General features: G+C 71.5%; 27 protein-coding genes. 12 read left to right on the top strand and 15 right to left on the bottom strand.

The genetic code is table 11. From position 1 onward, the window contains the following. Positions 1 to 119: 119 nt before the first annotated feature. Both HNR73_RS24545 and HNR73_RS24540 read left to right on the top strand, forming a co-directional pair. Complete coding sequence (locus HNR73_RS24545; RefSeq protein WP_275414601.1) at positions 120 to 2,012, top strand: 2-oxoacid:acceptor oxidoreductase subunit alpha; 1,893 nt, start codon at positions 120 to 122, stop codon at positions 2,010 to 2,012. Continuing rightward, positions 2,005 to 3,078: a 2-oxoacid:ferredoxin oxidoreductase subunit beta gene (locus HNR73_RS24540; RefSeq protein ID WP_184789959.1), complete on the top strand. Its 1,074-nt coding sequence runs from the start codon at positions 2,005 to 2,007 to the stop codon at positions 3,076 to 3,078. The genes HNR73_RS24545 and HNR73_RS24540 overlap by 8 nt, the downstream gene beginning before the upstream one ends. Before the next feature lie 49 nt (positions 3,079 to 3,127). On the opposite strand, the gene HNR73_RS24535 is transcribed toward HNR73_RS24540, so the two are convergent. From HNR73_RS24535 to HNR73_RS24520, 4 genes are all read right to left on the bottom strand, one after another. Continuing rightward, positions 3,128 to 3,514, bottom strand: a complete 387-nt coding sequence (locus tag HNR73_RS24535) for a DUF1304 domain-containing protein (RefSeq protein ID WP_184789958.1) — start codon at positions 3,512 to 3,514, stop codon at positions 3,128 to 3,130. Between the two features lie 19 nt (positions 3,515 to 3,533). Beyond that, the gene (locus tag HNR73_RS24530; protein WP_184789957.1) at positions 3,534 to 3,839 is read right to left on the bottom strand and encodes a hypothetical protein; all 306 of its coding nucleotides are present in this window, start codon (positions 3,837 to 3,839) and stop codon (positions 3,534 to 3,536) included. Positions 3,840 to 3,867: 28 nt separating this feature from the next. Next, positions 3,868 to 4,350 (bottom strand): hypothetical protein, encoded by a 483-nt coding sequence (locus HNR73_RS24525; RefSeq protein ID WP_184789956.1) that lies wholly within the window; start codon positions 4,348 to 4,350, stop codon positions 3,868 to 3,870. Between the two features lie 86 nt (positions 4,351 to 4,436). Beyond that, positions 4,437 to 4,790, bottom strand: coding sequence for a hypothetical protein (locus HNR73_RS24520; protein WP_184789955.1), 354 nt, complete (start codon positions 4,788 to 4,790; stop codon positions 4,437 to 4,439). Positions 4,791 to 4,889: 99 nt separating this feature from the next. Between HNR73_RS24520 and HNR73_RS24515 the strand changes: the two genes are divergently transcribed. Beyond that, positions 4,890 to 5,294 (top strand): phage holin family protein, encoded by a 405-nt coding sequence (locus HNR73_RS24515; protein ID WP_239122404.1) that lies wholly within the window; start codon positions 4,890 to 4,892, stop codon positions 5,292 to 5,294. Between the two features lie 688 nt (positions 5,295 to 5,982). Here the strand turns inward: HNR73_RS24515 and HNR73_RS24510 are convergent. Then, on the bottom strand, positions 5,983 to 6,912 hold the full coding sequence (locus tag HNR73_RS24510; protein WP_184789953.1) for a zinc-binding dehydrogenase: 930 nt from the start codon (positions 6,910 to 6,912) through the stop codon (positions 5,983 to 5,985). Between the two features lie 393 nt (positions 6,913 to 7,305). Between HNR73_RS24510 and HNR73_RS24505 the strand changes: the two genes are divergently transcribed. Next, positions 7,306 to 7,923: a TetR family transcriptional regulator gene (locus tag HNR73_RS24505; RefSeq protein ID WP_184789952.1), complete on the top strand. Its 618-nt coding sequence runs from the start codon at positions 7,306 to 7,308 to the stop codon at positions 7,921 to 7,923. 4 nt (positions 7,924 to 7,927) lie between these two features. Here the strand turns inward: HNR73_RS24505 and HNR73_RS24500 are convergent, their stop codons facing one another. From HNR73_RS24500 to HNR73_RS24475, 6 genes are all read right to left on the bottom strand, one after another. Beyond that, entirely contained in the window at positions 7,928 to 8,242 is a 315-nt protein-coding gene (locus HNR73_RS24500) for a hypothetical protein (RefSeq protein WP_184789951.1), read from the bottom strand. 103 nt (positions 8,243 to 8,345) lie between these two features. Next, positions 8,346 to 8,987, bottom strand: a complete 642-nt coding sequence (locus HNR73_RS24495) for a DsbA family oxidoreductase (RefSeq protein WP_184789950.1) — start codon at positions 8,985 to 8,987, stop codon at positions 8,346 to 8,348. Between the two features lie 122 nt (positions 8,988 to 9,109). Beyond that, on the bottom strand, positions 9,110 to 10,285 hold the full coding sequence (locus HNR73_RS24490) for an ABC transporter permease (protein ID WP_184789949.1): 1,176 nt from the start codon (positions 10,283 to 10,285) through the stop codon (positions 9,110 to 9,112). Next, on the bottom strand, positions 10,272 to 10,943 hold the full coding sequence (locus HNR73_RS24485) for an ABC transporter ATP-binding protein (RefSeq protein WP_184789948.1): 672 nt from the start codon (positions 10,941 to 10,943) through the stop codon (positions 10,272 to 10,274). Before HNR73_RS24485 ends, HNR73_RS24490 begins: the two co-directional genes overlap by 14 nt. Continuing rightward, the gene (locus tag HNR73_RS24480) at positions 10,940 to 11,992 is read right to left on the bottom strand and encodes a peptidoglycan-binding protein (RefSeq protein WP_184789947.1); all 1,053 of its coding nucleotides are present in this window, start codon (positions 11,990 to 11,992) and stop codon (positions 10,940 to 10,942) included. Before HNR73_RS24480 ends, HNR73_RS24485 begins: the two co-directional genes overlap by 4 nt. Continuing rightward, complete coding sequence (locus HNR73_RS24475) at positions 11,992 to 12,489, bottom strand: hypothetical protein (RefSeq protein ID WP_184789946.1); 498 nt, start codon at positions 12,487 to 12,489, stop codon at positions 11,992 to 11,994. Before HNR73_RS24475 ends, HNR73_RS24480 begins: the two co-directional genes overlap by 1 nt. Positions 12,490 to 12,598: 109 nt before the next feature. Here HNR73_RS24475 and HNR73_RS24470 point away from each other — a divergent pair, with 109 nt between their 5' ends. The 3 genes from HNR73_RS24470 (at position 12,599) to HNR73_RS24460 (ending at position 15,043) form a co-directional block, all read left to right on the top strand. After that, positions 12,599 to 13,255 carry a response regulator transcription factor gene (locus tag HNR73_RS24470; protein WP_184789945.1) on the top strand — a complete coding sequence of 219 codons (657 nt, stop codon included), beginning with the start codon at positions 12,599 to 12,601 and terminating at the stop codon, positions 13,253 to 13,255. Continuing rightward, positions 13,252 to 14,409, top strand: a complete 1,158-nt coding sequence (locus tag HNR73_RS24465; RefSeq protein WP_184789944.1) for a sensor histidine kinase — start codon at positions 13,252 to 13,254, stop codon at positions 14,407 to 14,409. The genes HNR73_RS24470 and HNR73_RS24465 overlap by 4 nt, the downstream gene beginning before the upstream one ends. A gap of 247 nt (positions 14,410 to 14,656) precedes the next feature. Next, on the top strand, positions 14,657 to 15,043 hold the full coding sequence (locus HNR73_RS24460) for a type II toxin-antitoxin system HicB family antitoxin (RefSeq protein WP_184789943.1): 387 nt from the start codon (positions 14,657 to 14,659) through the stop codon (positions 15,041 to 15,043). A gap of 8 nt (positions 15,044 to 15,051) precedes the next feature. Here HNR73_RS24460 and HNR73_RS24455 read toward each other — a convergent pair whose 3' ends face one another. Together HNR73_RS24455 and HNR73_RS40855 are read right to left on the bottom strand one after the other, a co-directional pair. After that, on the bottom strand, positions 15,052 to 15,732 hold the full coding sequence (locus tag HNR73_RS24455) for a response regulator (protein ID WP_184789942.1): 681 nt from the start codon (positions 15,730 to 15,732) through the stop codon (positions 15,052 to 15,054). Continuing rightward, the gene (locus HNR73_RS40855) at positions 15,729 to 16,940 is read right to left on the bottom strand and encodes a sensor histidine kinase (protein WP_203686999.1); all 1,212 of its coding nucleotides are present in this window, start codon (positions 16,938 to 16,940) and stop codon (positions 15,729 to 15,731) included. The genes HNR73_RS24455 and HNR73_RS40855 overlap by 4 nt, the downstream gene beginning before the upstream one ends. Positions 16,941 to 17,106: 166 nt before the next feature. Between HNR73_RS40855 and HNR73_RS24445 the strand changes: the two genes are divergently transcribed. Then, complete coding sequence (locus tag HNR73_RS24445) at positions 17,107 to 18,045, top strand: ABC transporter ATP-binding protein (RefSeq protein WP_184789940.1); 939 nt, start codon at positions 17,107 to 17,109, stop codon at positions 18,043 to 18,045. After that, on the top strand, positions 18,042 to 18,869 hold the full coding sequence (locus HNR73_RS24440) for an ABC transporter permease (RefSeq protein WP_239122403.1): 828 nt from the start codon (positions 18,042 to 18,044) through the stop codon (positions 18,867 to 18,869). The genes HNR73_RS24445 and HNR73_RS24440 overlap by 4 nt, the downstream gene beginning before the upstream one ends. 13 nt (positions 18,870 to 18,882) lie before the next feature. Here HNR73_RS24440 and HNR73_RS24435 read toward each other — a convergent pair whose 3' ends face one another. Together HNR73_RS24435 and HNR73_RS24430 are read right to left on the bottom strand one after the other, a co-directional pair. Continuing rightward, positions 18,883 to 19,542: a response regulator gene (locus HNR73_RS24435; RefSeq protein WP_184789939.1), complete on the bottom strand. Its 660-nt coding sequence runs from the start codon at positions 19,540 to 19,542 to the stop codon at positions 18,883 to 18,885. Next, positions 19,539 to 20,717, bottom strand: a complete 1,179-nt coding sequence (locus HNR73_RS24430; RefSeq protein WP_203686997.1) for a sensor histidine kinase — start codon at positions 20,715 to 20,717, stop codon at positions 19,539 to 19,541. The genes HNR73_RS24435 and HNR73_RS24430 overlap by 4 nt, the downstream gene beginning before the upstream one ends. 166 nt (positions 20,718 to 20,883) lie before the next feature. Here HNR73_RS24430 and HNR73_RS24425 point away from each other — a divergent pair, with 166 nt between their 5' ends. The 3 genes from HNR73_RS24425 to HNR73_RS24415 are packed head-to-tail and all read left to right on the top strand — an operon-like array spanning position 20,884 to position 23,386. Then, positions 20,884 to 21,801: an ABC transporter ATP-binding protein gene (locus HNR73_RS24425; RefSeq protein WP_184789937.1), complete on the top strand. Its 918-nt coding sequence runs from the start codon at positions 20,884 to 20,886 to the stop codon at positions 21,799 to 21,801. Beyond that, positions 21,798 to 22,601 (top strand): ABC transporter permease, encoded by an 804-nt coding sequence (locus HNR73_RS24420; RefSeq protein ID WP_184789936.1) that lies wholly within the window; start codon positions 21,798 to 21,800, stop codon positions 22,599 to 22,601. The genes HNR73_RS24425 and HNR73_RS24420 overlap by 4 nt, the downstream gene beginning before the upstream one ends. Further along, a complete protein-coding gene (locus tag HNR73_RS24415; RefSeq protein WP_184789935.1) occupies positions 22,598 to 23,386 on the top strand; it encodes an ABC transporter permease in 789 nt (262 codons plus the stop codon). Before HNR73_RS24420 ends, HNR73_RS24415 begins: the two co-directional genes overlap by 4 nt. The last annotated feature ends 663 nt before the right edge of the window (positions 23,387 to 24,049 follow it).

Genomic DNA, 24,049 nt, shown 5'->3' with positions numbered 1-24,049 from the left:
CGTAGCATCGCGGGTGTAGGACAGTCTTGCGTGGAGTGCCGCAACGACGCGGCGCGCTGCGCGGTACCCATGTTCTTCCGTCACCGGAAAAATTCAGGCGCCCAGCCCGAGGAGGGCCAGTGAACGAGTCTGCGGGCTCAAGTGCGAAACAGCCCGGCGATAAGCAGATCCGGCAGCTCGATCACGTGGTCATCCGCTTCGCGGGCGACTCCGGCGACGGCATGCAGCTGACCGGTGACCGGTTCACCTCCGAGACCGCGCAGCTGGGCAACGACCTGTCGACCCTCCCGAACTTCCCCGCCGAGATCCGCGCGCCCGCCGGAACCCTCCCCGGGGTGTCGAGCTTCCAGCTCCACTTCGCCGACCACGACATCCTGACCCCCGGTGACGAACCGGACGTCCTGGTCGCGATGAACCCGGCCGCGCTCAAGGCCAACGTCGCCGACCTGCCCGCCGGGGCGACCGTCATCGTCAACATCGACGAGTTCGGCAAGCGCCCGATGGCCAAGGTCGGCTACGCCGTGAGCCCCTTCGAGGACGGCTCCCTCGCCGACTTCACCGTGCACCAGGTGCCGCTGACCTCGATGACGGTCACCGCGCTCGAAGAGCTCGACGTGGCCAAGCGCGACGCCGTGCGCGCCAAGAACATGTTCGCCCTCGGGCTGATCAGCTGGCTGTACAGCCGCCCGGTGGAGTCGACGATCGCGTTCATCGAGCGCAAGTTCGCCTCCCGCCCGGAGATCGCCCGCGCCAACGTCGCCGCCATCAAGGCCGGCTGGGCCTACGGCGAGACCACCGAGGGCTTCGCGGTCCGCTACGAGGTCAAGCCCGCCAAGCTGCCCGCCGGCAACTACCGCAACATCACCGGCAACACCGCCCTCGCGTACGGGCTGGTCGCGGCGGGCGTGCAGGCGCGACTGCCGGTGTTCCTCGGGGCGTACCCGATCACCCCGGCCTCGGACATCCTGCACGAACTGAGCAAGCACAAGCGCTTCGGCGTGACCACCTTCCAGGCCGAGGACGAGATCGCCGCCGTCGGCGCCGCCGTCGGCGCGTCCTACGGCGGGGCCCTGGGCATCACCTCGACCTCCGGTCCGGGCGTGGCGCTGAAGTCGGAGACGATCAGCCTCGCCGTCGCCCTCGAACTGCCGCTCGTCGTCGTCGACGTGCAGCGCGCGGGCCCGTCGACGGGCCTGCCGACCAAGACCGAGCAGGCCGACCTCAACATCGCCCTCTTCGGCCGCCACGGCGAGGCCCCGGTCGCCGTCGTCGCGGCCAGCTCGCCGTCGGACTGCTTCCACGCCGCCATCGAGGCCTCCCGGATCGCGCTGAAGTACCGCACGCCGGTGATCCTGCTGTCGGACGGCTACCTCGCCAACGGCTCCGAACCCTGGCGCCTGCCGGAGATCAGCGAACTGCCCGACCTCCAGGTGTCCTATGCGGACGGCCCGAACCACACCCTCCCGAACGGCGAGGAGGTGTTCTGGCCGTACAAGCGCGACCCGGAGACCCTCGCCCGGCCGTGGGCGATCCCCGGCACCGCCGGTCTCGAACACCGCATCGGCGGGCTGGAGAAGAAGGACGGCACCGGCGACATCTCCTACGATCCCGCCAACCACGACCTGATGGTCCGCACCCGCGCCGCCCGCATCGAGGCGATCGACGTGCCCGACCTCGAAGTCGAGGACCCCGACGGCGACGCGCGCGTCCTCGCGCTCGGCTGGGGCTCCACCTACGGCCCGATCGGTGCCGCCTGCCGCAAGCTGCGCGCCAACGGTCACTCCATCGCCCAGGCCCACCTGCGGCACCTCGCGCCGATGCCGGCCAACCTCGGCGCGGTGCTCGCCTCCTACGACAAAGTCGTCATCCCCGAGATGAACCTCGGCCAACTGTCCCAAGTGCTCCGTGCCCGCTTCCTGGTCGACGTGGTCGGCTACCAGCAGGTGCGCGGACTGCCGTTCACGTCGACCGAACTCGAGTCGGTCTTCGAGGAGGTCGTCAAGAATGTCTGAGGCCATCACCGAGTCCGGTCCCCGCCCGGGAACGGCGTTCGACCTGGTGCCCAAGGCAACCGCTCCCCAGACCGCCAAGGAGTTCAAGAGCGACCAGGAGGTCCGCTGGTGCCCCGGCTGCGGGGACTACGCGATCCTCGCGGCGATGCAGGGTTTCCTGCCCGAACTGGGCTTGAAGCGGGAGAACATCTGCTTCGTGTCGGGCATCGGCTGCTCCTCGCGCTTCCCGTACTACCTCGACACCTACGGCATGCACTCGATCCACGGGCGCGCCCCGGCGATCGCGACGGGCCTCGCCGTGTCGCGGCCCGACCTGTCGGTGTGGGTCGTCACCGGTGACGGCGACGCCCTGTCGATCGGCGGCAACCACCTGATCCACGCGCTGCGCCGCAACGTCAACCTCAAGATCCTGCTGTTCAACAACCGGATCTACGGCCTGACCAAGGGCCAGTACTCGCCGACCTCCGAGGTCGGGAAGCTGACGAAGTCGACGCCGATGGGCTCGGTGGACTGGCCCTTCAACCCGCTGTCGCTGGCCCTGGGCGCGGAGGCCTCCTTCGTCGCGCGGACCATCGACTCCGACCGCAAGCACCTCACGTCGGTGCTGCGCGCGGCCGCCGAGCACGAGGGCAGCGCCTTCGTCGAGATCTACCAGAACTGCAACATCTTCAACGACGGCGCCTTCGAGGTCCTCAAAGACCCGGAGTCGCGCGACGAGGCCCTCATCCGCCTGGTCCACGGTGAGCCGATCACCATGGGCAAGGAGGCGGAGTGGTCGGTCGTGCGCACCGGCTGGGGCCTCGGCGTCGTCGAGTCGTCGACGGTCGACCCGGCCGACGTCGTCGTCCACGACGAGACCGTCGCCGACCCGAGTTACGCCTTCTCGCTGTCGCGCCTGCCCGGCCTGGACCTGCGGCACACGCCGATCGGCGTGCTGCGTTCGGTGAAGCGGCCGACCTACGACTCGATCGTGCGCGACCAGCTCACCGAGGCGTCGACCGGCACCGAGTCGGGTGCCGAACTGGAGAAGCTGCTGCACAGCGGCGACACCTGGACGATCCTGTAGGACCGCGTTTCGACGGAACCCCCGGCTCCGGCCGGGGGTTCTTTCGCGTCTAGACCGCGCTCGCCGTCATCACCAGCAGCGCCAGCAGCGGCGCCACGCCCTGGACGAGCGCGCCGCGCAGCATGCGCCGGTCGGTGGCGACGAGGACGACGGCCGCGCCGAGCATGCACGCGCAGGCGAACCCGGCCAGCGCCTTCCCGGCCGGGTCGTCGCCGGCCCAGATCCGGGTCAGGCCGAAGAGCACGCCGAGTCCCAGGAAGAGGTTGTAGAAGCCCTGGTTGAACGCCCAAGGGCGCACGGCGTTCACGTCCTCCGGGGCGACCCGGAAGTTCGCCTGGACCTTCGGGTCGCGCGGGAAACGGACGCTCTCCAGCACGAAGATGAGCACGTGGACGATCCCGGCGACACCGGCGAACACCTGCGCGAAGACATTCATGCGTCCATCATGGACCCGGCTACGCGACGCCGAAGGCCTGATAGACCGGAAAGGCCAGCAGCAGCGCGAGCACGGCCGCGGCGATCCAGGCGCCGGTGAACACCGCCTTGAGCCCACCGGCCTTCGCGACCAGCGCGACCACGACCGGACCGGCGAGCGTCACGCCCGCCAGCCACACCGTGTCGACGGCGTTGCGGTGGGCCTCGTCGCGATCCGGCGTCGTGAACAGCACGGCCGAGTCCAGCCAGCGCGAGGCCAGCGCGCACACCGCCACGGCCCACACGAGCCCGATCACGGTCACCGCGATGACGTATCCCTTGCGCATGCCCGGGGGATACCCGCGCGGTGGCGTTTCACTCCACGACGTACTGGGACGTGGGTTCGGGCTTCTCCGGCGTGAAGTCGTCGGCGTATCCGGCGAGGCCGTGCGCGAGCAACGCGCACAGCAGCGCGACGGCGGCGTAGACGACCGCGATCCACGGCAGCCGCCCGAAGGCGGCGATCAACGCGATCAGCAGCGGCCCGGCGACGGCGACGACGCCAAACCACAGGGGCAGCGCGTCGAAGGCGCGTTCGCGGGCGGGGTCGCGGGTCGCGTACGGGTAGAGCAGGTAGTTACCGGCGAAGCCGGTGACGAAGGCGCACATCGCCGTCGCCCACACGGCGGTGAACAGGACGATCGTGGCGACGAAGCGCGACCGTAACTTCCGTGCGCAGTCGACGGGCGTACCGGCCGGTGCTCCGGCGGGGCGAGGCCGCGAACGGCGCCGCCGGTCGGCGCCGAGCAGTTCGGCGATGGTGTGGTCGCGGTGTAAGCGGTTCTGCTCTTCTTCCATGTCGACCCCCTCCGCCTTGGACGATAGCGGCATCCCCGGCGCCGGGGGTCACACGAGAGTCACGGATCGGCACCGGGCCTTCGCCGCTAGGGCGTCCGCGTCGCGATGTCCCACGCGATCAGCGACACCGAGGCCGCCGTCGACGCGACCGTCACGCCCGCGAAGACCCACATGACCGCCCGGAGGCGCACGCGCCAGGCGTAGAGCGTGATCCCGAGCGGCGCGAGGACCGAGCCGACCGCGACCAGGATCAGGAAGACACCGGCGTCGCGTTCGGCCTCGCCGCGGAACTGGCCGCCAGCCGGGCCGGTGTCGACAGCCGTGGTGAACCAGGCGGCTCCGAACGAGCAGCACAGGAGGAGCCACAGGGCACCGATCGCGCCCATGACCCAGGGCGCGGCCTGGCGCGCGACCGAGGGCGGTCCGTCCACTTGGTACACACGCGGCACGCTAGCGGGCGCGCGCCAGTGCCCCGCCGGAGCGGAATGGTCACGAATCGGGGATCACCACGTGTGCGCGCAGGTGGCACCATGGGCCGCGTGCTGAAGAAACTTCTCATTCTGCTGCTGAAGATCGCCGCGTCCGCCCTGTCCATCTGGGTCGCCACGCTCCTCATCGACGACATCACCATCGGTGACGGGAAGGTCATCGAGAAGATCGGCGTGCTCGTGGCCGTCGCCGTGATCTTCGGGCTCGTCAACGCCGTCATCAAGCCGATCGTGAAGACCATCGGCTGCGCCTTCTACGTGCTGACGCTGGGGCTCCTCGCCCTGGTGGTCAACGCGCTGCTGTTCTTGCTGACCAGCGCGATCGCCGGTGCGATCGACCTCTCGTTCCACGTGGAGGGTTTCTGGGCGGCGCTGTGGGGCGCGCTGATCGTGGGCCTGGTCAACTGGGGCCTCAACCTCGTCATCCCCGACAAGAAGGGCAAGAAGAAGCGCTAGCGCCTCTCGCCTCCGACGCGGGCCCGGCCGGTGGCGGCCGGGCCCGCGCGGGTTGGGGGATGCTGACGGCGGGCCGGCACCTTGGGGTTGGCGGGCCTGCGCGTGCCTAGGGATGCTGACGGCGGACACCGGCCCATCGGGGCGGGCGGGCCCGCGCGTCAGGAGACGTCCACGGCGGGCCGGCACCTCGGGACGGGCGGGCCCGCGCGGGTCAGGAGACGCTGACGGCGGGCACCGGCCCATCGGGATTGGCGGGCCCGCGCGTGCCTGGAGACGTCCACGGCAGGCCGGCACCTCGGGACGGGCGGGCCCGCGCGTGTCAGGAGACGCTGACGGCGGGCACCGGCCCATCGGGATTGGCGGGCCTTTGCGCACCTGGAGACGTTGACAGCGGACACCGTGCCCATCAGGGCGGGCCTGCGCGTGTCAGGAGACGCTGACGGCGAGCCGGCACCTCGGAATTGACGGGCCTTCATGTGCCTGGAGACGTCCACGGCGGGCACCCGCCCATCAGGGCGGACGGGCTCGCCCGTGCCTGGAGACGCTGACGGCGGGCACCGGCCCATCGAGATTGGCGGGCCTTTACGCGTCAGGAGACGCCCGCGGTGGGCCCGGCCGGTGACGGCCGGGCCTTCACGTCGGGAAACGTCCACGGCGGGCCGGTACCCCGGGACAGCCGGGCCGCGAGTCAGGAGACGTCAAGGACGATCTTGCCGAGCCGTTCGCCGGCCGCGTGGGCGGCGACGAGCGCAGGCGCCCGCGACCAGTCGGCGCGGTGACCGACGCCCGGGTCGAGGCGCCCGGCGGCGACCTCATGGGCGAGCCAGCCGAGGTCGGCGCTCAGGTCACCTTCACCGGTGATGATGAAACTGGAGATCCGGCGGTCGTGGGTGGCGGCGTCGGCGAAGAGCGCCCCGAAGGGGAAGTGCTCGCCGGTGGCCGAGGTGTTGCCGATGGACACGAGCAGCCCGCCGCCGGTCATGGCCGCGAAGGCCTCGACGAGGGTCTCGCCGCCGACGTGGTCGAGGACGGCGTCGACGGGTCCGGCGATCTCGGCCGGGGTGACGACGACCTCGTCGGCACCGAGGGCCTTGAGCGCCGGCCCGTTGGCGGCCACGTTACGGGTGGCGGCGATGACGTGGGCCCCCGCCCGGTGCGCGAGCTGCACGGCGTAGCGGCCGACGGCTCCCGTCGCCCCGGTGACCAGCACGCGCCGGCCGAGGATCGAGCCCATCTTGCGCAACACGCGCAGGGCCGTCCCCGCCGCGACGGGAATCGTCGCGAGGGCACCGAAGTCGGCGCCGTCGGGCGCGACGCCGAGCCAGGCGGTGTCGACGGCGCGGAGACGCGCCCACGCTCCAGTCCACCGGAGGGTGACGACGGGCGTGCCGACGGCCGGGCCGCTGCCGTCGTCGGCCGCCCGCACCACGACACCGGCGGCGTCCCAGCCGTACACCTCGCCGTCGGCGCCCTCTGGCAGGAGGTGGAGTAGCTCGCCGGGGTTGAGGGAGACGGCCTTGACCTCGACGAGGGCCTGGTTCGGGGCCGGGACCGGGTCGGCGACCTCGGCGAAGGCGAGACCGCCGGGAGCGGAGTGGTCGATGGCAAGTGCGCGCATGGGGAGCTCCAGAGGCAAGGAAACTGCACTGCGTGCAGTTTGGCATTCATAGGCGATTGCCTACGATAGGCTAACGCCTATGAATGTCGACCGCCGCCCATGGGCGAAAGCCCACCACCGCCGATTGCCCCCCGTCGGCGAACGCGCTCCGGTGCCCAACGCCCATCAACGGCGAACGCGCGCGGGTGCCCCATGCCCATCGGCGGCGAACGCCCGCGAGAGGCGGACGCCGCTCACCGCCGAACGCCCATGCGCGCCGAACGCCGGTGGGCGGCGAACGCGCGCGGCAGGCCAACGCCCACCACCGCCGAACGCCGCTCGCCGGCCGACGCGCCCGCCTGCCGGAAGCCGCGCAACACGCGAAACCGCTCCCCCGCCACTAGACTCGCGGCCGTGACCGTCACCGACCTGTCCCTGCGCGAACGCAAGAAGCTGCGCACCCGCCGCGAACTCGTGGAGGCGGCGATCGCACTGTTCGGCGAGCACGGCTTCGACGCGGTGACCATCGAGCACCTCACCGACAGCGTGGAGGTGTCGACCCGGACCTTCTTCCGGATCTTCGCCTCGAAGGAGGACGTCGTCCTCGCACCCGAGCAGCGCCTGTGGAGCGTCTTCGGCGAGCTGATCGCCGAGGCCCGGCTCGACGGGCCGCTCATCGGCGTCCTGGAACGGCTCCTGCTGGCCTCGATCGAGGCGATGGAGCCGGAGTGGGCGGGTCAGTTCCTGGCCTGCCGCCGCATCGCCGACCGCACCCCCGCCCTCACCGCGCGCGAGCTGCGTTTCTGCGCCGACACGACCGCCGAGATCGCGCTGATCCTCGGCGGCCGTGCCGGTCTCGACCCGACCGACCTGCGGCTCCGCCTGGCACTGGAGCTCATGCTCGCGGTGTGGCACACGGCCAACCAGGACTGGGCGGTGAAGGAGCCCGCCGACGCCACGTGGCTCGCCGTCCTGGTCCGCGACGGCTTCGCCGCCCTCCCGGGCGCGCTCGACCTGTCGGTGGGGTCGTAGGCGGTCAGCCGAACATGACCCCGTGCGGAATCGGGTCGTAGAAGTCGGCCATCGTCCCCGGCGTCATCATGATCACCGGGCCTTCGCAACCGTGCTCGGCGTAGACCCACGCGACCGTGTCGGTGAAGTTGCCCGCCCGCCGGGCACCGCTGACGAGCAGGTAGCACTCGCCGTTCTCGGGGTCGTCGATGTTGAGTTCCTCGCCGTTGTCGCCGACATAGAAGAACGTGCCCTGCGCGGCCAGGGCCTCCCCCGCCGGGGCGAGCGCGAGTACGGCCGCGGTCGCCGCCGCGAGTCCCGCGCGTGTGAGCGTGCGCATGTTTCCTCCCCCGTCGGCCGCGTGAGTGCGGCCGAGTGCGATCGTGGCACGCCCCTGGTGGGGCCGTCCGGTGCTTCGGCGCGGGTGGCCGAAGCCCGCCATGTCAGCCGTTGCGAGCCCTGGTGAGCAGGTCGGCGAAGACCTCGACGGTCTGGGCGCCGGAGGTGGCGAGGCGTTCGGCGAACACGAAGGTCGGCACGCCGGTGACGCCGAGGTCTCGTGCCCGGCGTTCGTCGGCGCGGACCTGTTCGCCGTAGGCCCGCGATGCCAGGACGGCCATGGCGCCGTCCTGGTCGAGTCCGGCTTCGGCGGCGAGTGCGGCGAGCAGTTCGTGGTCGGAGAGGTCGGCGCCTTCGGCGGTGTAGGCGGTCATGAGGCGTTCGCGGAGTGGTTCGCCGAGTCCTTCGGCTTCGCCGTGGTGCATGAGGCGGTGGGCGTCGAAGCTGTTGACGGGTCGTGCCCGTTCGAGCCGGTAGGTGAGCCCGACCTCGGCGGCGAGCCGGGTGACCTTGTCGGCGACGCGGTCGGCCTCCGGTTGCGGGAGGCCGAGGTCGCGGCTGATGTGCTGGGGGATGTTGAGTTCGGGGCCGGTGCCGCGGCCGGGGTCGAGTTCGAAGCTGCGCCAGGTGACGCGGACGTCGTCGCGGTGCTCGAAGGCGGCGAGCGCGGCCTCGAAGCGGCGTTTGCCGATGAAGCACCAGGGGCACAGCAGGTCGGACCAGATCTCCACGTGAATCTCGGACATGTGGTGACCATAGGCTGGAACCTTACGTTCGGTAAGTCCATACCTCTGGGTAAGCCCGGCACCGCCGGGTCGGTCTCCTGGCAGCTTCGGCGCCGCCAGGAGACCGGGTGACGGATGCCATGTCAGGGCACGGCGAGCGCCTCGGTCGGTGAGAGCCGGGCGGCCTTGGCGGCCGGGTACCAGCCGGCGACGGCGCCGATGAGGACGGTCGCGGCGAAGCCGCCGGCGAGCACCCACGCGGGGACGGCGACGGGCCAGTCCTTGCTCAGCGCGTAGGCGGCGGTGACGGCGGCGCCGAGCGCGACGCCGCCGGCGCCTCCGAGCAGTGACAGGAGCGCCGACTCCATGAGGAACTGGACGCGCACGTCGCCCCGGGTGGCGCCAATCGACCGGCGCAGGCCGATCTCGCCGCGTCTTTCCAGCACCGAGATGACCATCGTGTTGGCCACGCCGACACCCCCGACGACCAGGGCCACCGCGCCGAGGCCGAGCAGCAGCCCGGTGAAGGCCTCGTCGGTGGCGTTCTTGGCCGCGAGCGCGTCGGAGGGCCGCGAAACGTCGACCTCGTCGGGGTGTTCGGGGTGGGCCGTGGCGCCGAGGACGGCGCGGACGTCGTCGACGGCGGTCTCGGCGGCGCGGGTGTAGACGGTGGTGGCGTGCGCGTCGAAGTCCAGATAGGACTGTGCGGCGGGCCAGCCGACGAGTGCCGAGGTGTCGAGTTCCGGGGCGAGCTCGATCTCGTCGAGGATCCCGATGACGGTGAACCATTGTCCGCCGAGCCAGACCTGGAGATCCGGGTCGGCGGCGGCGATCCCGAGGCGTTCGGCGGTGCGCGCGCCGAGCACGACCGTCGGATAGGCCTCGCTCGCCGGGTCCAGCCATCGTCCACTGTGGATGGTGCCGCCGACGACGTCGAGCAGGTTGAGCCGGGCCGCGCGCACGCCGATGCTGTTGGTGCGCCCGGGATCGACGCGGTCGTTGCGGTAGACGGCCGCCTCGGTGAGCATCCCCGTCGCCGACAGTGACTCGACCGGCCCGATCGCGCCGATCATCGTCTCGGCCGACAGCGGCAGCTGCGATGCGTCGCCGAACAGGGACTGGCCGGGCGCGACGGTGAGCAGGTTGGTGCCGAGGCGGTCCAGCTTCTGGTCGAGCAGTTCCCGGCTCGACGCCGAGATGCCGACCACGGAGACCATCGCGGCGATCCCGATCGCGATGCCCACCGCCGACAGCACCGCCCGCAGCGGCCGCGCCCGCAGTCCGTGCGCGCCGACCCGGAACGCGTCAGCCCAGCGCATCGCCGACCACCTTCCCGTCGCGCATCTCGATCCGGCGCGGCAGGGCCGCGGCGATGTCCCGGTCGTGGGTGATGACCACGACCGTGGTCCCGCCGGAATGCAGGTCCCGCAACAGGTCCATGACGATCACCCCCGAGGCCGAGTCGAGGTTGCCGGTCGGTTCGTCGGCCAGCAGCAGCGACGGTCCGCCGACGATCGCGCGGGCGATCGCCACCCGCTGCCGTTCCCCGCCCGACATCTCATGTGGACGGTGGCCGGTCCGGTGGCCGAGTCCGACCCGCTCCAGCGCGAGGGACGCACGCCGGCGCCGCTCGGGTCGGGCGACATCGGCGTACAGCAGCCCGTCGGCGACGTTGTCCACCGCCGAGACCCCCGCCGCCAGATGAAACTGCTGGAACACGAAGCCCAGCTCGGCCGCCCGCAACCGCGACAGTTCCCGGTCGCCGAGGGAAGCGATGTCGCGTCCGGCGACGGTGACCGTCCCCACCGTCGGACGATCGAGCGTCCCCGCGAGGTGCAGCAGCGTCGACTTCCCCGAACCGGACGGGCCGGCGATCGCGACGAGCTCGCCGCGGCCGATGGACAGCGAGACGTCGTCAAGGGCGACGACGTCACCCGGGTAGCTCTTGGTGACGCCCTCCAGAACGACCAGGCTCATGACGGCAGCCCCACGAGCACGCCTTCGGCGAGGCCCTCGCCACTGACCTCGACCAGGCCGGAGGCGAACATCCCGGCCGTGACCGCGACGATCCGGGTGGAGCCGCCCTCCACGAGTTGCAGGCCGTATCCGCCTTCCCGCAAGGCGAGCAGCGCCTCGACCGGGACGACGAGCACGTCTTCTCTGGTCTCGGCGGTCAGCTCGACGGTGACCGGTGCCGAGTCGAGCGACCCGAGCGCCTTCTGGTCCTTTATGGACACGTTGACCTCGATGGTGTCGGCACCGTCCTCGCCGCCGGTCGCGGCCTCTCCGGACTGCACCGCCGTCCCGATCCGTGCGACTTCGGCATCCACAGTGGACCCGTCGGGCAACGTCACCGCGACGCCGAGTCCCTTCTTCACCAGATCCTGATCGGCCACGTCGAGGTCGACGCGCACCTCCCGCTTCCCGCCGGTGTAGGTGAGCACCGGCCCCGAGGCGGGCCCGCCGACCGCGACCGACAGTTCGGCGACGCGCGCGGCGCCGTCGGCGAACACGACCCGGCCGGGCGCGACCGTCCCGGTCTCGGGCAGCCCGGCGTCGTCCTGCCAGGCGCGGACGGCGTCGGCGGTGGCGCCGGTGTAGTCGGAGTCGACGGTGAGACCGGTATATCCCAAGGCCTCCAGGTTCTCCTCCAGCTGCCGCACGTCCGGCCCGCTCGTCCCCGGAGAGAGCTCACGCCACAAGGGAAGCAGGCCGTACATGACGACCACCGCATCGTCGTCCACTTTGTACAGAGCCTTGCCGCGCCGGACGGTCGCGCCCGCCGCCGGCAGCCACGTCACCGTCCCCGGCAGGCTCCCCGACAGCGGCGTCGCCTCGCCGTAGGTCAAGGTCCCGTCGACGCGCTCGGTGCGCGTCAGGTCCTGGCGGCGGACCTCCGTCGTACCCGGCGGCAGGTCGGTGGAGGCCGCCTCCCCGTCCCCGCCGAAGGCACCGAGGGCGACCACGACCGCGCCGGCCACGACGACCACGGCCGCGCCCCCGGCGGCCCAGATCCGTCCCCTCATCACTCGCCCCGCAATCCGGACAGCAGGTCCTGGCAGGCGTTCATGGCCGTCTTGAAATCCGGGTCGTCGAGCAGCTTCGGGTCGAACTGCGGCTTGCCGTTCGGGTCCGGGTCGGGCATGTCGACGCCGTTGTCGCGCATGCACGCCACGAACTCCATCATCGCCTCCTGGTCGGCCGGGTCCAGCTCGGTCGGCTGGTCACCGGTCGGGAGCTTGTCGCGGCAGGCGTCGACGGCCTCCGGGTTGTCCAGGAAGTAGTCGCGCAGCCCGGTCAGGTCCCCACCGGGGCCCGGGTCGGGCATGTCGACGCCCTGCTCGCGCATGCAGCCGACGAACAACTGCAGCATCTCCTCCTCGGAGAGCTCCGCCGGCGCCGAGGCGCCCGAGGCGGGATCCCCGCCCGCCGTGGCGACGTCCTCGCCGTCACCCGGCCCGCAGGCCGACAGCAGCAGTACCGCGGCGGCCGCCGCCGCGGCGGCCCAGATCGCTCGTCTCATCGTGAGACCTCCTTCACGTGTGCGGTGAAGTGAAGTCCGCGGGCCATGTGGTGGGCGTCAACGCCGATCCTTACGCCGGTCTTATGCCCCGGCGGGGAGACTCGACGGCATGCGCGTACTGGTGGTCGAGGACGAACGGATGCTCGCCGACGCCATCGCCGAGGGCCTGCGGGCCGAGGCGATGGCCGTCGACGTCTGCTACGACGGGAACTCCGCGCGGACCAGGCTGGCCGTCTACGACTACGACGTGGCCGTCCTCGACCGCGACCTGCCCGGCATGGGCGGCGACGAACTGTGCCGGCGCGTCGCCGAAGGCGGGCGCACCACACGCGTGCTCATGCTGACGGCCGCCACCGGCGTCGCCGACCGCGTGCACGGCCTGTCGATCGGCGCCGACGACTACCTCGGCAAGCCCTTCGCCTTCGCCGAACTCACCGCCCGCGTCCGCGCGCTGGCCCGCCGCTCGGCACCGGCCGCGCCGCCGGTGCTGGAAAGGGCCGGGATCTCCCTCGACAGCGTCCGGCGCCAGGTGTTCCGCGACGGGCGGTACGTGCCGCTGTCGAACAAGGAGTTCGGCGTGCTCGCCGAGCTGATGCGCGCCGACGGGGCCGTCGTGTCCGCCGAGCGGCTGCTGGAGAAGGTCTGGGACGAGCACATCGACCCGGCCACGAACGTCGTGCGGGTCACGATGATGACGCTGCGGCGCAAACTCGCCGACCCGCCCGTCATCGAGACCCTCGCGGGAGTGGGGTACGTGATCCGATGAAACTGCGCACACGGCTGACCGTGCTCTACGGGGGCGCCTTCCTGCTGGCGGGGAGCGTGCTGATCGCCGTCGTCTACTTCCTCGTCCGCGAGCGGCTGTACGCGACGGGACTGACCCGCACCGACGCCGCCGAACTCGGCAGCATGAGCGGTGCTCAGCTCCCGCCGGACAAGGACACGGTGATCGCCCTGGTCAACAGCCTCATCGAAAGGCAGGACGCGACCCGCGCGGCGACGCTGGAGTCGCTGCTGGTGTGGTCGGCCGTCGCGCTGGTCCTCGTCGGCGTGTTCGCCGTGGGTTTCGGGTGGCTGATGGCGGGACGCGTGCTCCGGCCGATCGAGGCGATCACCGAGACCGCCCGGCGCGTCGCCGACCGCAACCTGCACGAGAGGATCAACCTCGCCGGGCCCGGCGACGAGCTGAAACGGCTCGCCGACACCTTCGACGAGATGCTGGAACGGCTCGACAGGTCCTTCGACGGGCAGCGGCGCTTCGTGGCCAACGCATCCCACGAACTGCGCACGCCGCTGGCCATCAACCGGACGCTGCTGGAGGTCGCCGCCGCCCGGCCCGACCCCGACGGGCGCGTCGGGGACCTGACGGCCAACCTGCTGGCGGTCAACGTGCGCCACGAGCGGCTCATCGACGGGCTGCTGACCCTCGCCGCCTCGGAGAACCCCGTCCCGAGACCCGCGCCGGTCGACCTCGCCGACGTCGTCGCCCACGTCGCCGGCCAACTCACCGGCGAAGCCGTGGACGCCGGCGTGACGGTGTCGGTGGACGCCTCGCCCGCGTTCACCTCCGGCGACGCCATGCTGCTGGAGAGGCTCGTGCAGAACCTGATCGCCAACGGCATCCGGCACAACACCAAAGGCGGCACCATCGACGTCGCCACCACCTCGGAGGACGGGAAGGCGGTGCTGACCGTGACGAACACCGGCCCGCACGTCCCGGCCTACGAGATCCCGGCGCTGTTCCAGCCGTTCCGGCGAGGCGAGGGCAACGACCGCGTGGAGTCGGCGAGGGGCGTGGGGCTGGGACTGTCCATCGTGGACGCGGTCGTGCGAGCGCACGACGGGCGGATCGAGGTGGAGGCGCGCGACGGAGGCGGGCTGGTGTTGCGGGTGGAGCTGGAGGGGGAGGGAAGGAGATAGAGGATGTTCACCCTGACTAGACGATGATTGTTCGTGTAGGATAGACATGCGTCATGAAATTGGACAAACTCATCCGAACTCTCCGAAAGATCGCGAAGTCGCACGGGGCCGAGCTCGTCCTGGTGCGGCACGGTGCGAGCCATGACGTCGTCCGACTCGGTACCGTCCAGTTCACGATCCCGCGCCACCGTGAGATCAATGAACGCACGGCCAAGGCGATCATCCGGATCGCGGAAGGAGCTTGCCGATGAGCACCTACCAAGCGGTCGCCGAACGCGAAGGCGCCTGGTGGGCCGTCACCGTGCCCGAGCTGCCCGGCGTATTCACCCAAGGCCGCACCTGGGCGCAGGCTCAGGAGATGGCCCGTGACGCCATCGCGTCCATGCTCGACGTCGACCCGGAGCACGTTGACGTCGAACTCGTCCCGATTCTCCCTGACCACGGGGAAACGGCCATCGAGGCCCTCCAGGCCGCCCGCGATCGAAAGCGGGCCGCCGTTGCCGCCGAGGCGCAGGCGATGCGCGACGCGATCGATCGCCTCAAGGCCGCCGGCGTGTCCGTCCGCGACGCAGGCGCGATCCTCGGCATCTCGTACCAGCGGGTGTCCCAGCTGTCGGCGGGGTCGTCGGGCTGATCCAGCCCCTACTTCTCCCCCCTCTCCCCCACCCCCACCAGTCCCGACTCGTACGCGATGATCACCAGCTGCGCCCTGTCCCGCGCCCCGAGCTTGGCCAGCAGCCGCCCGATGTGCGTCTTCACCGTCGCCTGCGACAGGTGCAGGTGAGCCGCGAGGTCGGTGTTCGACAACCCTTTCGCGATCAGCGTCAGCACCTCCCGCTCCCGTTCGGTCACACCCGCCAGTTCCGCCGAGAGTTCGGCCGAAGGCGCCTGCGGGCGCTCGGCGAACTCGCGGATCAGCCGCCGCGTCACCGAAGGCGCGAGCAGTCCCTCCCCCGCCGCGACGACACGGATCGCCGACAGCAGCTCCCCGGGCGGCGTGTCCTTCAGCAGGAACCCGCTCGCCCCGGCGCGCAGGGCGGCGTAGACATAGGCGTCGAGGTCGAAGGTCGTCAGTATCAGCACCCGCGTGTCGCCACCGGCGGCGGTGATACGGCGGGTCGCCTCGATGCCGTCCATCTCGGGCATGCGCACGTCCATGAGCACCACGTCGGGCGAGGTCTCGGCGGCCAACGCGACCGCCTGCACCCCGTTGTCGGCCTCACCGACGACCGTCAGGTCCGGCGCGGTGTCCACGAGCAGCCGGAAACTGCCGCGCAACAGCGCCTGGTCGTCGACGATCAGCACCTTCACCGGCTCGCTCACGCCGTGTCCACCCCACCTTCGGCCGCGTCGCGGACGGCGTAGGGGATCCGCGCGCGGACCGCGAACCCACCACCGGGTCTTCGCCCGGCCTCGAACACGCCGTCGTACATCATCACCCGCTCGCGCATGCCGGCCAGCCCGTGCCCCGGCTCGTCGCTGAAGCGTTCGGGCATGGTCCGGTGCCCGGGACCGTCGTCGACGACTTCGACGCGCACCTCGCCGTCGGCCCCGGCGACGAGCACGTGCGAGTCGGCCGGGGCGGCGTGCTTGACGACGTTGGTCAGCGCCTCCTGCACGATCCGGTACACCGCGAGGGCGACGCCGTCGGGCAGGTCGTCCACCCCGGACACGTCGAGGTCGACGCCGACGCCCGCCTGTCTCGCGCGCTCGGCGAGCGCGGGGATGTCGGCGAGCCCGGGCGCGGGCGCGAGGTCGAGTTCCTCGTCGCCCTCGGCGCGCAGGACCCCGAGCATTCTGCGCATCTCGGTGAGGGAGCCGCGGCTGATCGTCTCGATGACCTTCAGCGCGTCCCTGGCGGCCCCGGGGTGTTCCTCGGCGACGTGGTTGGCGATCCCGGCCTTGACGGCGATGACGCTCAGGGAGTGCGCGACGACGTCGTGCATCTCCCGGGCGATCCTGAGGCGTTCGTCCACGATGGCCTTCTCCGTCCGTTCCTCGTTGGCGCGCATCTCCGCCAGCCGCAGCCTGCGCGTGACGTGCCCGATGACCCAGGAGGCGATGAGCGCGGCGGTCAGGAAGACCAGGAGGCCGAGGGCGTCCTCCCAGCTCGTCTCGTAGATGCCGACGGTCGAGATGAGCGACCCGGCGGCCACGACGATGACGGTGACGAGGGCGATGATCGAGCGCGCGCGGGGCTCGGCGAGCGCGACCATGTACATCACGAGGATGGTCGCGGTGTAGGGCTCGCGTGTCATGGCGGTGATCGTGGCCAGGGAGGAGCACGCGATGACGACGGCCAGGGCGGGCAGTGGCCATTTCCTTCGCACGGCGATGGGCAGGCCGACGCCCATGGCGACGATGACGGAGACCCACGTGGGGCCGGTGTAGTCGGGTGAGGCGTCGCCGGACTCGGTGCCGAAGCCGATGTAGATGGCGGTCATGACGATCCCGGCGAGCACGTCGATCACGATGAGGTGCCAGGCGGCGGGCCACCTGGTCAGACGGGTGCGGAGCGCGGGATCGGTCACCATTCGAAGGTATAGGTGCTGATCAGTGGGCGCATCGGACCGGTGGATGTCATACCTGGGTCCGAGGGGGGCCGGGTCCGGGGGCGGATCGTCCGTCCTGGGTCCTACCGGGATTCCAGGCCACGGTCCGATGCGTCCGGGCGGGGTTTTCGCGATCGTTGAGGACATGATCGAGGTCAGGCAACTCACGAAGCGTTACGGCGCCAAAGCGGCCGTCGACAACCTCTCCTTCACCGTCAAGCCCGGTCGGGTCACCGGTTTCCTCGGTGCGAACGGCGCCGGGAAGTCGACGACGATGCGGGCGATCCTCGGCCTCGACCGGCCGAGTTCCGGGCAGGCGCTCGTCAACGGCAAGCCCTACGCGGCCATGCGCAACCCGGTGCACCACGTCGGTGCACTGCTCGACGCCGGCGCCGTGCACGGCGGCCGTTCGGCGTTCAACCACCTGCTGTGCCTGGCCACCAGCAACGGCATCGGCGGCGCCCGCGTCACGCGCGTGCTGGAGCAGGTCGGGCTGGCGGGCGTGGCCCGCAAGCGCGTCGCCGGTTTCTCCCTGGGCATGAAGCAGCGCCTGGGCATCGCCGCGACGCTCCTGGGCGACCCGGGCGTCCTCATGTTCGACGAGCCCGTCAACGGGCTCGACCCGGAGGGGATCCGCTGGATCCGCGAGTTCATGCGCGACCTGGCCGCCGAGGGCCGCACGGTCCTGGTGTCCAGCCACCTCATGAGCGAGATGGCCCTCACCGCCGACCACGTGGTCATCATCGGCCGCGGGAAACTCATCACCGAGGCGTCGATGGCCGAGCTGGCCGAGCGCCACCAGAGAGGCGTGCTGGTCCGCTCCCCGCAGGCCGAGGCCCTGTCGGCGGCCCTGGTCGCGGCCGGTGCGGCGGCCACCGCCGCCCCCGACGGCTCCCTGTCGGTGACCGGGATGGAGGCCGCCGCCATCGGCGAGCTCGCCTTCGCGCGCGGTGTCGTCCTGCACGAGATCACCCCGCGCACGGCCTCCTTGGAGGAGGCCTACATGGAACTGACCGACGACACCGTCGAGTACCGGGCCACCAGGATCAACGCCCGCGGCGAGACCGAAAGGAGCGCGGCATGAGCACCCTCACCGCCACCCGCCCGGCGGCACCCGCCGCCGAGCGCAACACCTCGGGCCTGACCCGCACGATCGCCTCGGAGTGGCAGAAGCTGCGGTCGGTGCGGTCGACGTACATGTACCTCTCGGCGGTGGTCCTGTCGGTGGCCGTCGGCGGGTTCGTCGCCTACCTCATGACCGCCGACTACGACTCCTCCACACCCGACGTCCAGGCCGTCTTCGGCTCGGCGGACCCGGGGCAGCTGGCCCTGCCGGTCACCCAGTTCTGCCTGGCGGCGCTGGCCGCGCTGGTCATGACCTCCGAGTACGCCACCGGCATGATCCGCACGAGCCTGACGGCGGTTCCGGCGCGCGGGCGGATGTTCGCCGCGAAGGCCGTCGTCGCGGCGGCCGTCGCCGCCGTGGCCGGGCTCGCCATGTCCTTCGGGTCCTACTTCCTCGGCGCGGCCATCACCGGGGACCGCCCGGCCCCCATCCGCGCATGGGAGTCCCTCGGGGACGCCATGCCCAGCCTGCTGGCCAACTCGGCCTCCGTGGTCGCGATGGCCCTGCTCGGTCTCGGCCTCGGCGCGATCCTGCGAGCGACGGCGGGCGCGCTGGTCGCCGTCACCGCGATCCTGTTCGTGCTGCCGATCGTCGCGCAGTTCCTGCCCGCCGAGCTCGGGATGAAGGTCTTCGCCTCCCTCCCGATCCAGCTGCCCGGCCAACTCGCCGGCATCGACCCGAACGCGGTGTACGACCCGTGGGGTGCCGGGGCCGTGCTCGCCGCCTACGGCGTGGTCGCGCTGACGGCCGGGTGGTTCCTGCTCAAGCGAAGAGACGCCTGACCGCCCTTCCTGGTCACCGCTTCGCTGCGGTGACCAGGCCCGACTCGTAGGCGACGATGACCAGCTGCGCGCGGTCGCGCGCGGCCAGCTTCATCAGCAGGCGTCCGACGTGCGACTTGACCGTGGGGAGACTGACGTGGAGATGTTTGGCGATCTCGATGTTCGACAGGCCTTTGGCGACCAGCCCGAGGACCTCGCGTTCGCGTTCGGTGACTCCGTCGAGGCCCCGCGCGAGGGGCTTGTCCGGGCCGGGCTGGGCGGCGAAGTCGGCGATCAAGCGCCGGGTCACGGCCGGCGCGAGCAGGGCGTCCCCGGCGGCGATGACGCGGATCGCGTTGAGGAGTTCGGCGGGCGGGGCGTCCTTGAGCAGGAAACCGCTGGCGCCGGCGCGCAGGGCCTCGTAGACGTAGGAGTCCAGGTTGAACATGGTCAGGATCAGCACCCGCGTGTCCGAGGCCGGGCAGATCCGGCGGGTGGCCTCCAGGCCGTCCATCTCGGGCATCCGGACGTCCATGAGCACGACGTCGGGGGCGGTGGAGGCGGCCAGTTCGACGGCCTCGGCGCCGGTCGCGGCCTCGCCGACCACCTCAAGGTCCTCGGCGCTGTCGACCAGTACCCGGAAACTGCCGCGCAGCAGCGCCTGGTCGTCGGCGATCAGGACTTTCGTCGTCACGTATCCCCCTCGGATCGGTACGGCAGGGTCGCGGCCACCCGGAAGCCCCCACCGGGCAGCGGACCGGCGTTGAGCTCACCGCCGTGGACGGCGACCCGCTCGCGCATCCCCAGCATCCCGTGCCCGCCGGGGCCGGGCGGGAGGACCCGCCTGCCGGGGCCCTCGTCGGCGACCTCGATGCGCAGCGCCCTGCCGTCGTCGGTGAGACGGACCCGGCAGCGCGTGGGGGCGGCGTGCTTGACCACATTGGTCAGTGCCTCCTGGATTATCCGGTACGCGGCCAGTTCGACGCCTCCGGGCAGCCCGCCCGGCGAGGCGAGGTCCAGTTCGACGCCGACTCCGGCCAGTCGCGCGCGTTCGGCGAGACCGGGGATTCCGGCGAGTCCGGGCGTGGGGGCGAGGGGGTCGTCCTCACCGGGTTCCGCCGCGTGACGCAGGACGCCCAGCATCTGCCGGAGCTCGACCATCGCGCTGCGGCTGGCGGACTCGATGACGCGGAGGGCGTCGCGCGCCTCCTGCGGGCGGGACTCGATGACGTGGTTGGCGACGCCCGCCTTGACGGCGATGACGCCCATGCTGTGGGCGACGACGTCGTGGAGCTCCCTGGCGATGCGCAGCCGTTCCTCGGCGGCGGCCTGCCCGGCGATCTGGGCGCGGGTGCGTTCGGCATAGGCGCGGCGTTCACGGACCGCCCGGCCGACCGTCCACGCCGAGCCGAGGACGGCCGCGCCCACGACGAGGACGCCGAAGTCGGCCGCCCACCAGTCACGGGTGCCCACTCCCGACGAGCAGACGATGATGAGAGCGCTGGTCACGCCGATGGCGAAGACCGGTTCCCAGCGGCGCCGGGGTTCACGCACGGCGACGATGTAGAGGGCCAGGGCCGAGGAGATGAGGGGCTCCCGGAGGAGCCCGGCGGCGAGGGCGCCGATGGTCGCGGCGAGCACGACACCGAAGACCGGCAGCGGCCACAGGCGTCGCACGGCGAGCGGGAGGGCGATGGCCGCGGCGCCGGCCAGGCGCGCGCCGTAACCGAAGTCGGTGCCTTCGGCGGAGGAGCTGAGCCCGGCGAGCGCGAGCGTGTACAGCAGCGCGAAGCCGACGTCGACGGCGATCAGCTGCGCCCGGCTGAGCCGTCGGCTGAACAGCGGGCGGATCTCCTCTTCGATGACCACGCACCCGACGGTAACGCCACTGGTCAGCCGTCGCCTTGGACCAGGGGACGTCATACCCGGGGATGAGACGGCCCGCTTCCGGGGCTTCGACCTATACCCGGGTCGAGTCCGCGAGTGCGGTTCCTGGACCGATGTGGAAGAGCGCCGCGAAGCCCAGGCTTGACACATGATCGAAGTCATCGAACTGACCAAACGCTACGGCCGGACCCTCGCCGTCGACGGTCTGTCCTTCCAGGTGAAGCCGGGCCTGGTGACCGGCTTCCTCGGGCCGAACGGCGCCGGCAAGTCGACGACCATGCGCGCGATCCTCGGCCTCGACGCACCGGATTCGGGCCGTGCCCTCGTCGACGGTCGGCCGTACATCGAGATCAGGCAGCCGATGCGCGTCGTCGGTGCCCTGCTCGACGCCTCCTCGGTCCACCCGGGCCGCAGCGCGCTGAACCACCTGCGCGCCCTGGCCCGCACGAACCGGATCGGGACCTCGGCGGTGGTGTCGGTGATGGAGCGCGTCGGTCTCGCCGGGGTCGCCAGAAAGAAGGTCGGCGCATTCTCCCTGGGCATGAAGCAGCGGCTCGGGATCGCCGCGGCCCTGCTCGGGGACCCGGCGGTGCTGATGTTCGACGAACCGGTCAACGGCCTCGACCCGGAAGGCGTGCGCTGGATCCGCGAGCTCATGCGCGGCCTGGCCGGGGACGGCCGCACGGTCCTGGTGTCGAGTCACCTGATGAGTGAGATGCAGTTGACCGCCGACCGCCTGGTCATCATCGGCCGCGGGAAGCTGATCGAGGACGCCACCGTCGGCGAACTCACCAAGCGTTTCCAGCGGGGCGTGCTCGTCCGCAGCCCCCGTGGCGAGGAGCTGGCGGCAGCCCTGAGCTCGGCGGGAGCGACGGTCACGCCCGAGGGCGGCGGACTTTCGGTGCAGGGCCTCGACGTCCCGTCGATCGGCGACCTGGCCGCCGCCAAGGGGATCCCGCTGCACGAGGTGACCCCGCGCGGAGCGAGCCTCGAAGAGGCCTACATGCGACTCACCGCCGACAGTGTTGAACACAAGAGCGCCGGCTACAAGGCGGTGGCGTCATGACCGGCGTCCTGTCGGCCGAATGGCTGAAACTGCGGTCGGTGCGGTCGACGCACTACCTGTTCGGGGTGGCCGTGCTCCTGATCGGCGGGGCCGCGCTGCTGAGCCTCGCGCGGGTCACCGCCTGGGAGAACCTCTCGGCGCAGACCCGTGCCGAGAACTCCGGCGGTGGGACGACCGAGGAGACGATCCTGCAGTTCGTGCAGCTCCTCGGCGGGATCGTCGGGGTCCTCACCTTCACCTCGGAGTACGCGACGGGCCTGATCCGCTCGACCTTCGCGGTCGTGCCCAGACGTCCCATCGTGCTGGTCGCGAAGGCGGCCGTCGTCGCGGCGGGCACCGCGGTCATGGCCTCCGCGGTGATGTTCATGTCCTACGCCTTCAGCGAGGCCGTCGTCGGCGACCGGATGCCGGCCTACGAGCCGGGTTTCGGTGAGCAGCTGCCGCACCTCGCCGCGCTCGCCGGCTCGGTGGTCGTGGTCGCGCTGCTCGGGCTCGGTCTGGGCGCGCTGCTGCGCTCGGCGACGGGCGCGATCGCGATCCTGGTCGTGCTGCTGTTCATCGGGCAGATGGTGGTGATGTTCCTGCCGGAGCCGTTTAGCCACTGGATCTACTCGGCGCTGCCGGTCAGCCTCCCCGACCAACTCGCCGGGGTGCCGCCCAGAATCGTGGACGGCCCGGCCGGTGACCCGGTCCCGCACACCGTGCTCTCCGTGCCGGGCGCCTGGGCCATGGCCGCCGGTTACGTCGTCGCCTCCCTCGGCGCCGCCTACCTCGCGATCACCCGCCGGGACGTGCGATGACCGGACTCATCTCCGCCGAGTGGCTCAAGCTCCACTCGGTGCGGTCGACCCGGATCGTCGCGGCCGTCATCGCCGCGAGCATCGCCGGGGGCGCCGCCCTCACCTGGTACGTGGCCTCGATGTGGGACAAGATGTCCCCCGCCGACCGCGAGCACCTCTCGATCTCCTCGGTGGAGGAGCTGACGCTGTCGGTCAACCAGCTGTGCTTCGCCGTTCTGGGGATCCTCGCCATGACCGGCGAGTACCGGACGGGACTGATCCGCTCGACCTTCGCCGCGACCCCGGCACGGGGAAAGGTGCTGGCGGCCAAGGCGATCGTTCTGGGCGTCTGCGCCCTCGTCGTCGGGACGGCGACGTCGCTGCTGACCTACGCCGTCTGCGACGCCATCATCGGCGAGCGCCCGATCCGCTTCTACGATCAGCCGGTCGACCTCACCGCACTCCTCACGGCGGGGCCGTCGACGCTCATGTTCGCGCTCATCGGTCTCGGTCTGGGGACGGCGCTGCGCTCCTCGGCCGGCGCCATCGCGGCGGTCGTGGCGCTCTGGTACGTCCTGCCGATCGTCGCGATGAATTTGCCGTCTCCCTGGGACAACCGCATCGGTGCCGTCCTCCTCACCCGCCTCGACCCCCAACTCGCCGGCGTGGACCTGGCGGCGAAGTACGGCGCCGACGGCATGCCCGGACTACTCCTCTCCCCGGCCGGCGCCGCGGCCGTCATGGCCGCCTACACCCTCGCCGCCCTCATCCCGGCAACCCTCTCCCTCCGCCGCGACACCCGCTGAGACCACGACGCCCGAGGACACGACGACGCCCCGGGCCGCCAGCCCCGCTCACCAAGCCACCCACCCACTCACACCAGCCCGACAGCCCCTCCCCTCCCCAGCCCGCCCGCCGCACCCCCCGCCGGGCGGGCTGGGGGCTTGGGGGCTTGGGGGCTTGGGGGCTTGCGGGCTTGCGGGCTTGCGGGCTTGCGGGCTTGCGGGCTTGCGGGCTTGCGGGCTTGCGGGCTTGCGGGCGCACGGACTCGCAGGCTGACGGACTTGTGACCGCCCGGCTCACAAACTCGCAGCATGGCCGACTCGCCGACTCGCCGACGCACGGACGCACGGACGCACGGGCTGACGGACTTGTGACCGCCCGGCTCACAAACTCGCGGCATGACCGACTCACGGGCTCACGGGCTCACGGACTCGCGGGCTCACGGCTCGGCCAGCTCACGGATGGGCGGGCTTGCGGACTCAAGGACGCCACAGACACGCACTCGTGGCCCTCGCACCATGGGCGACTCGGACTCTCGCGGCCTCTGCCGCCCGACACCACGCAGCCTCTGCTCCGGTGAGTCCCCGCCACCCGCCACCCGCCACCCGCCACCCGCCACCCGCCACCCGCCACCCGCCACCCGCCACCCGCCACCCGCCACCCGCCACCCGCCACCCGCCACCCGC

It is taken from the genome of Phytomonospora endophytica (genome assembly GCF_014202425.1).
In the GTDB taxonomy this organism is placed as follows: Bacteria; Actinomycetota; Actinomycetes; order Mycobacteriales; family Micromonosporaceae; genus Phytomonospora; species Phytomonospora endophytica.
The sequence above is the reverse complement of the archived record's forward strand: the minus strand, read 5'-3'. Positions and strand labels throughout refer to the sequence as shown.

Excerpts from the sequence above, each read along its gene's own strand:
- HNR73_RS24540 (WP_184789959.1), top strand. The coding sequence starts at position 2,005 with ATGTCTGAGGCCATCACCGAGTCCGGTCCCCGCCCGGGAACGGCGTTC.
- HNR73_RS24535 (WP_184789958.1), bottom strand. The coding sequence starts at position 3,514 with ATGAATGTCTTCGCGCAGGTGTTCGCCGGTGTCGCCGGGATCGTCCAC.
- HNR73_RS24530 (WP_184789957.1), bottom strand. The coding sequence starts at position 3,839 with ATGCGCAAGGGATACGTCATCGCGGTGACCGTGATCGGGCTCGTGTGG.
- HNR73_RS24525 (WP_184789956.1), bottom strand. The coding sequence starts at position 4,350 with ATGGAAGAAGAGCAGAACCGCTTACACCGCGACCACACCATCGCCGAA.
- HNR73_RS24510 (WP_184789953.1), bottom strand. The coding sequence starts at position 6,912 with ATGCGCGCACTTGCCATCGACCACTCCGCTCCCGGCGGTCTCGCCTTC.
- HNR73_RS24500 (WP_184789951.1), bottom strand. The coding sequence starts at position 8,242 with ATGCGCACGCTCACACGCGCGGGACTCGCGGCGGCGACCGCGGCCGTA.
- HNR73_RS24495 (WP_184789950.1), bottom strand. The coding sequence starts at position 8,987 with ATGTCCGAGATTCACGTGGAGATCTGGTCCGACCTGCTGTGCCCCTGG.
- HNR73_RS24490 (WP_184789949.1), bottom strand. The coding sequence starts at position 10,285 with ATGCGCTGGGCTGACGCGTTCCGGGTCGGCGCGCACGGACTGCGGGCG.
- HNR73_RS24485 (WP_184789948.1), bottom strand. The coding sequence starts at position 10,943 with ATGAGCCTGGTCGTTCTGGAGGGCGTCACCAAGAGCTACCCGGGTGAC.
- HNR73_RS24480 (WP_184789947.1), bottom strand. The coding sequence starts at position 11,992 with ATGAGGGGACGGATCTGGGCCGCCGGGGGCGCGGCCGTGGTCGTCGTG.
- HNR73_RS24475 (WP_184789946.1), bottom strand. The coding sequence starts at position 12,489 with ATGAGACGAGCGATCTGGGCCGCCGCGGCGGCGGCCGCCGCGGTACTG.
- HNR73_RS24470 (WP_184789945.1), top strand. The coding sequence starts at position 12,599 with ATGCGCGTACTGGTGGTCGAGGACGAACGGATGCTCGCCGACGCCATC.
- HNR73_RS24465 (WP_184789944.1), top strand. The coding sequence starts at position 13,252 with ATGAAACTGCGCACACGGCTGACCGTGCTCTACGGGGGCGCCTTCCTG.
- HNR73_RS24460 (WP_184789943.1), top strand. The coding sequence starts at position 14,657 with ATGAGCACCTACCAAGCGGTCGCCGAACGCGAAGGCGCCTGGTGGGCC.
- HNR73_RS24445 (WP_184789940.1), top strand. The coding sequence starts at position 17,107 with ATGATCGAGGTCAGGCAACTCACGAAGCGTTACGGCGCCAAAGCGGCC.
- HNR73_RS24440 (WP_239122403.1), top strand. The coding sequence starts at position 18,042 with ATGAGCACCCTCACCGCCACCCGCCCGGCGGCACCCGCCGCCGAGCGC.
- HNR73_RS24425 (WP_184789937.1), top strand. The coding sequence starts at position 20,884 with ATGATCGAAGTCATCGAACTGACCAAACGCTACGGCCGGACCCTCGCC.
- HNR73_RS24420 (WP_184789936.1), top strand. The coding sequence starts at position 21,798 with ATGACCGGCGTCCTGTCGGCCGAATGGCTGAAACTGCGGTCGGTGCGG.
- HNR73_RS24415 (WP_184789935.1), top strand. The coding sequence starts at position 22,598 with ATGACCGGACTCATCTCCGCCGAGTGGCTCAAGCTCCACTCGGTGCGG.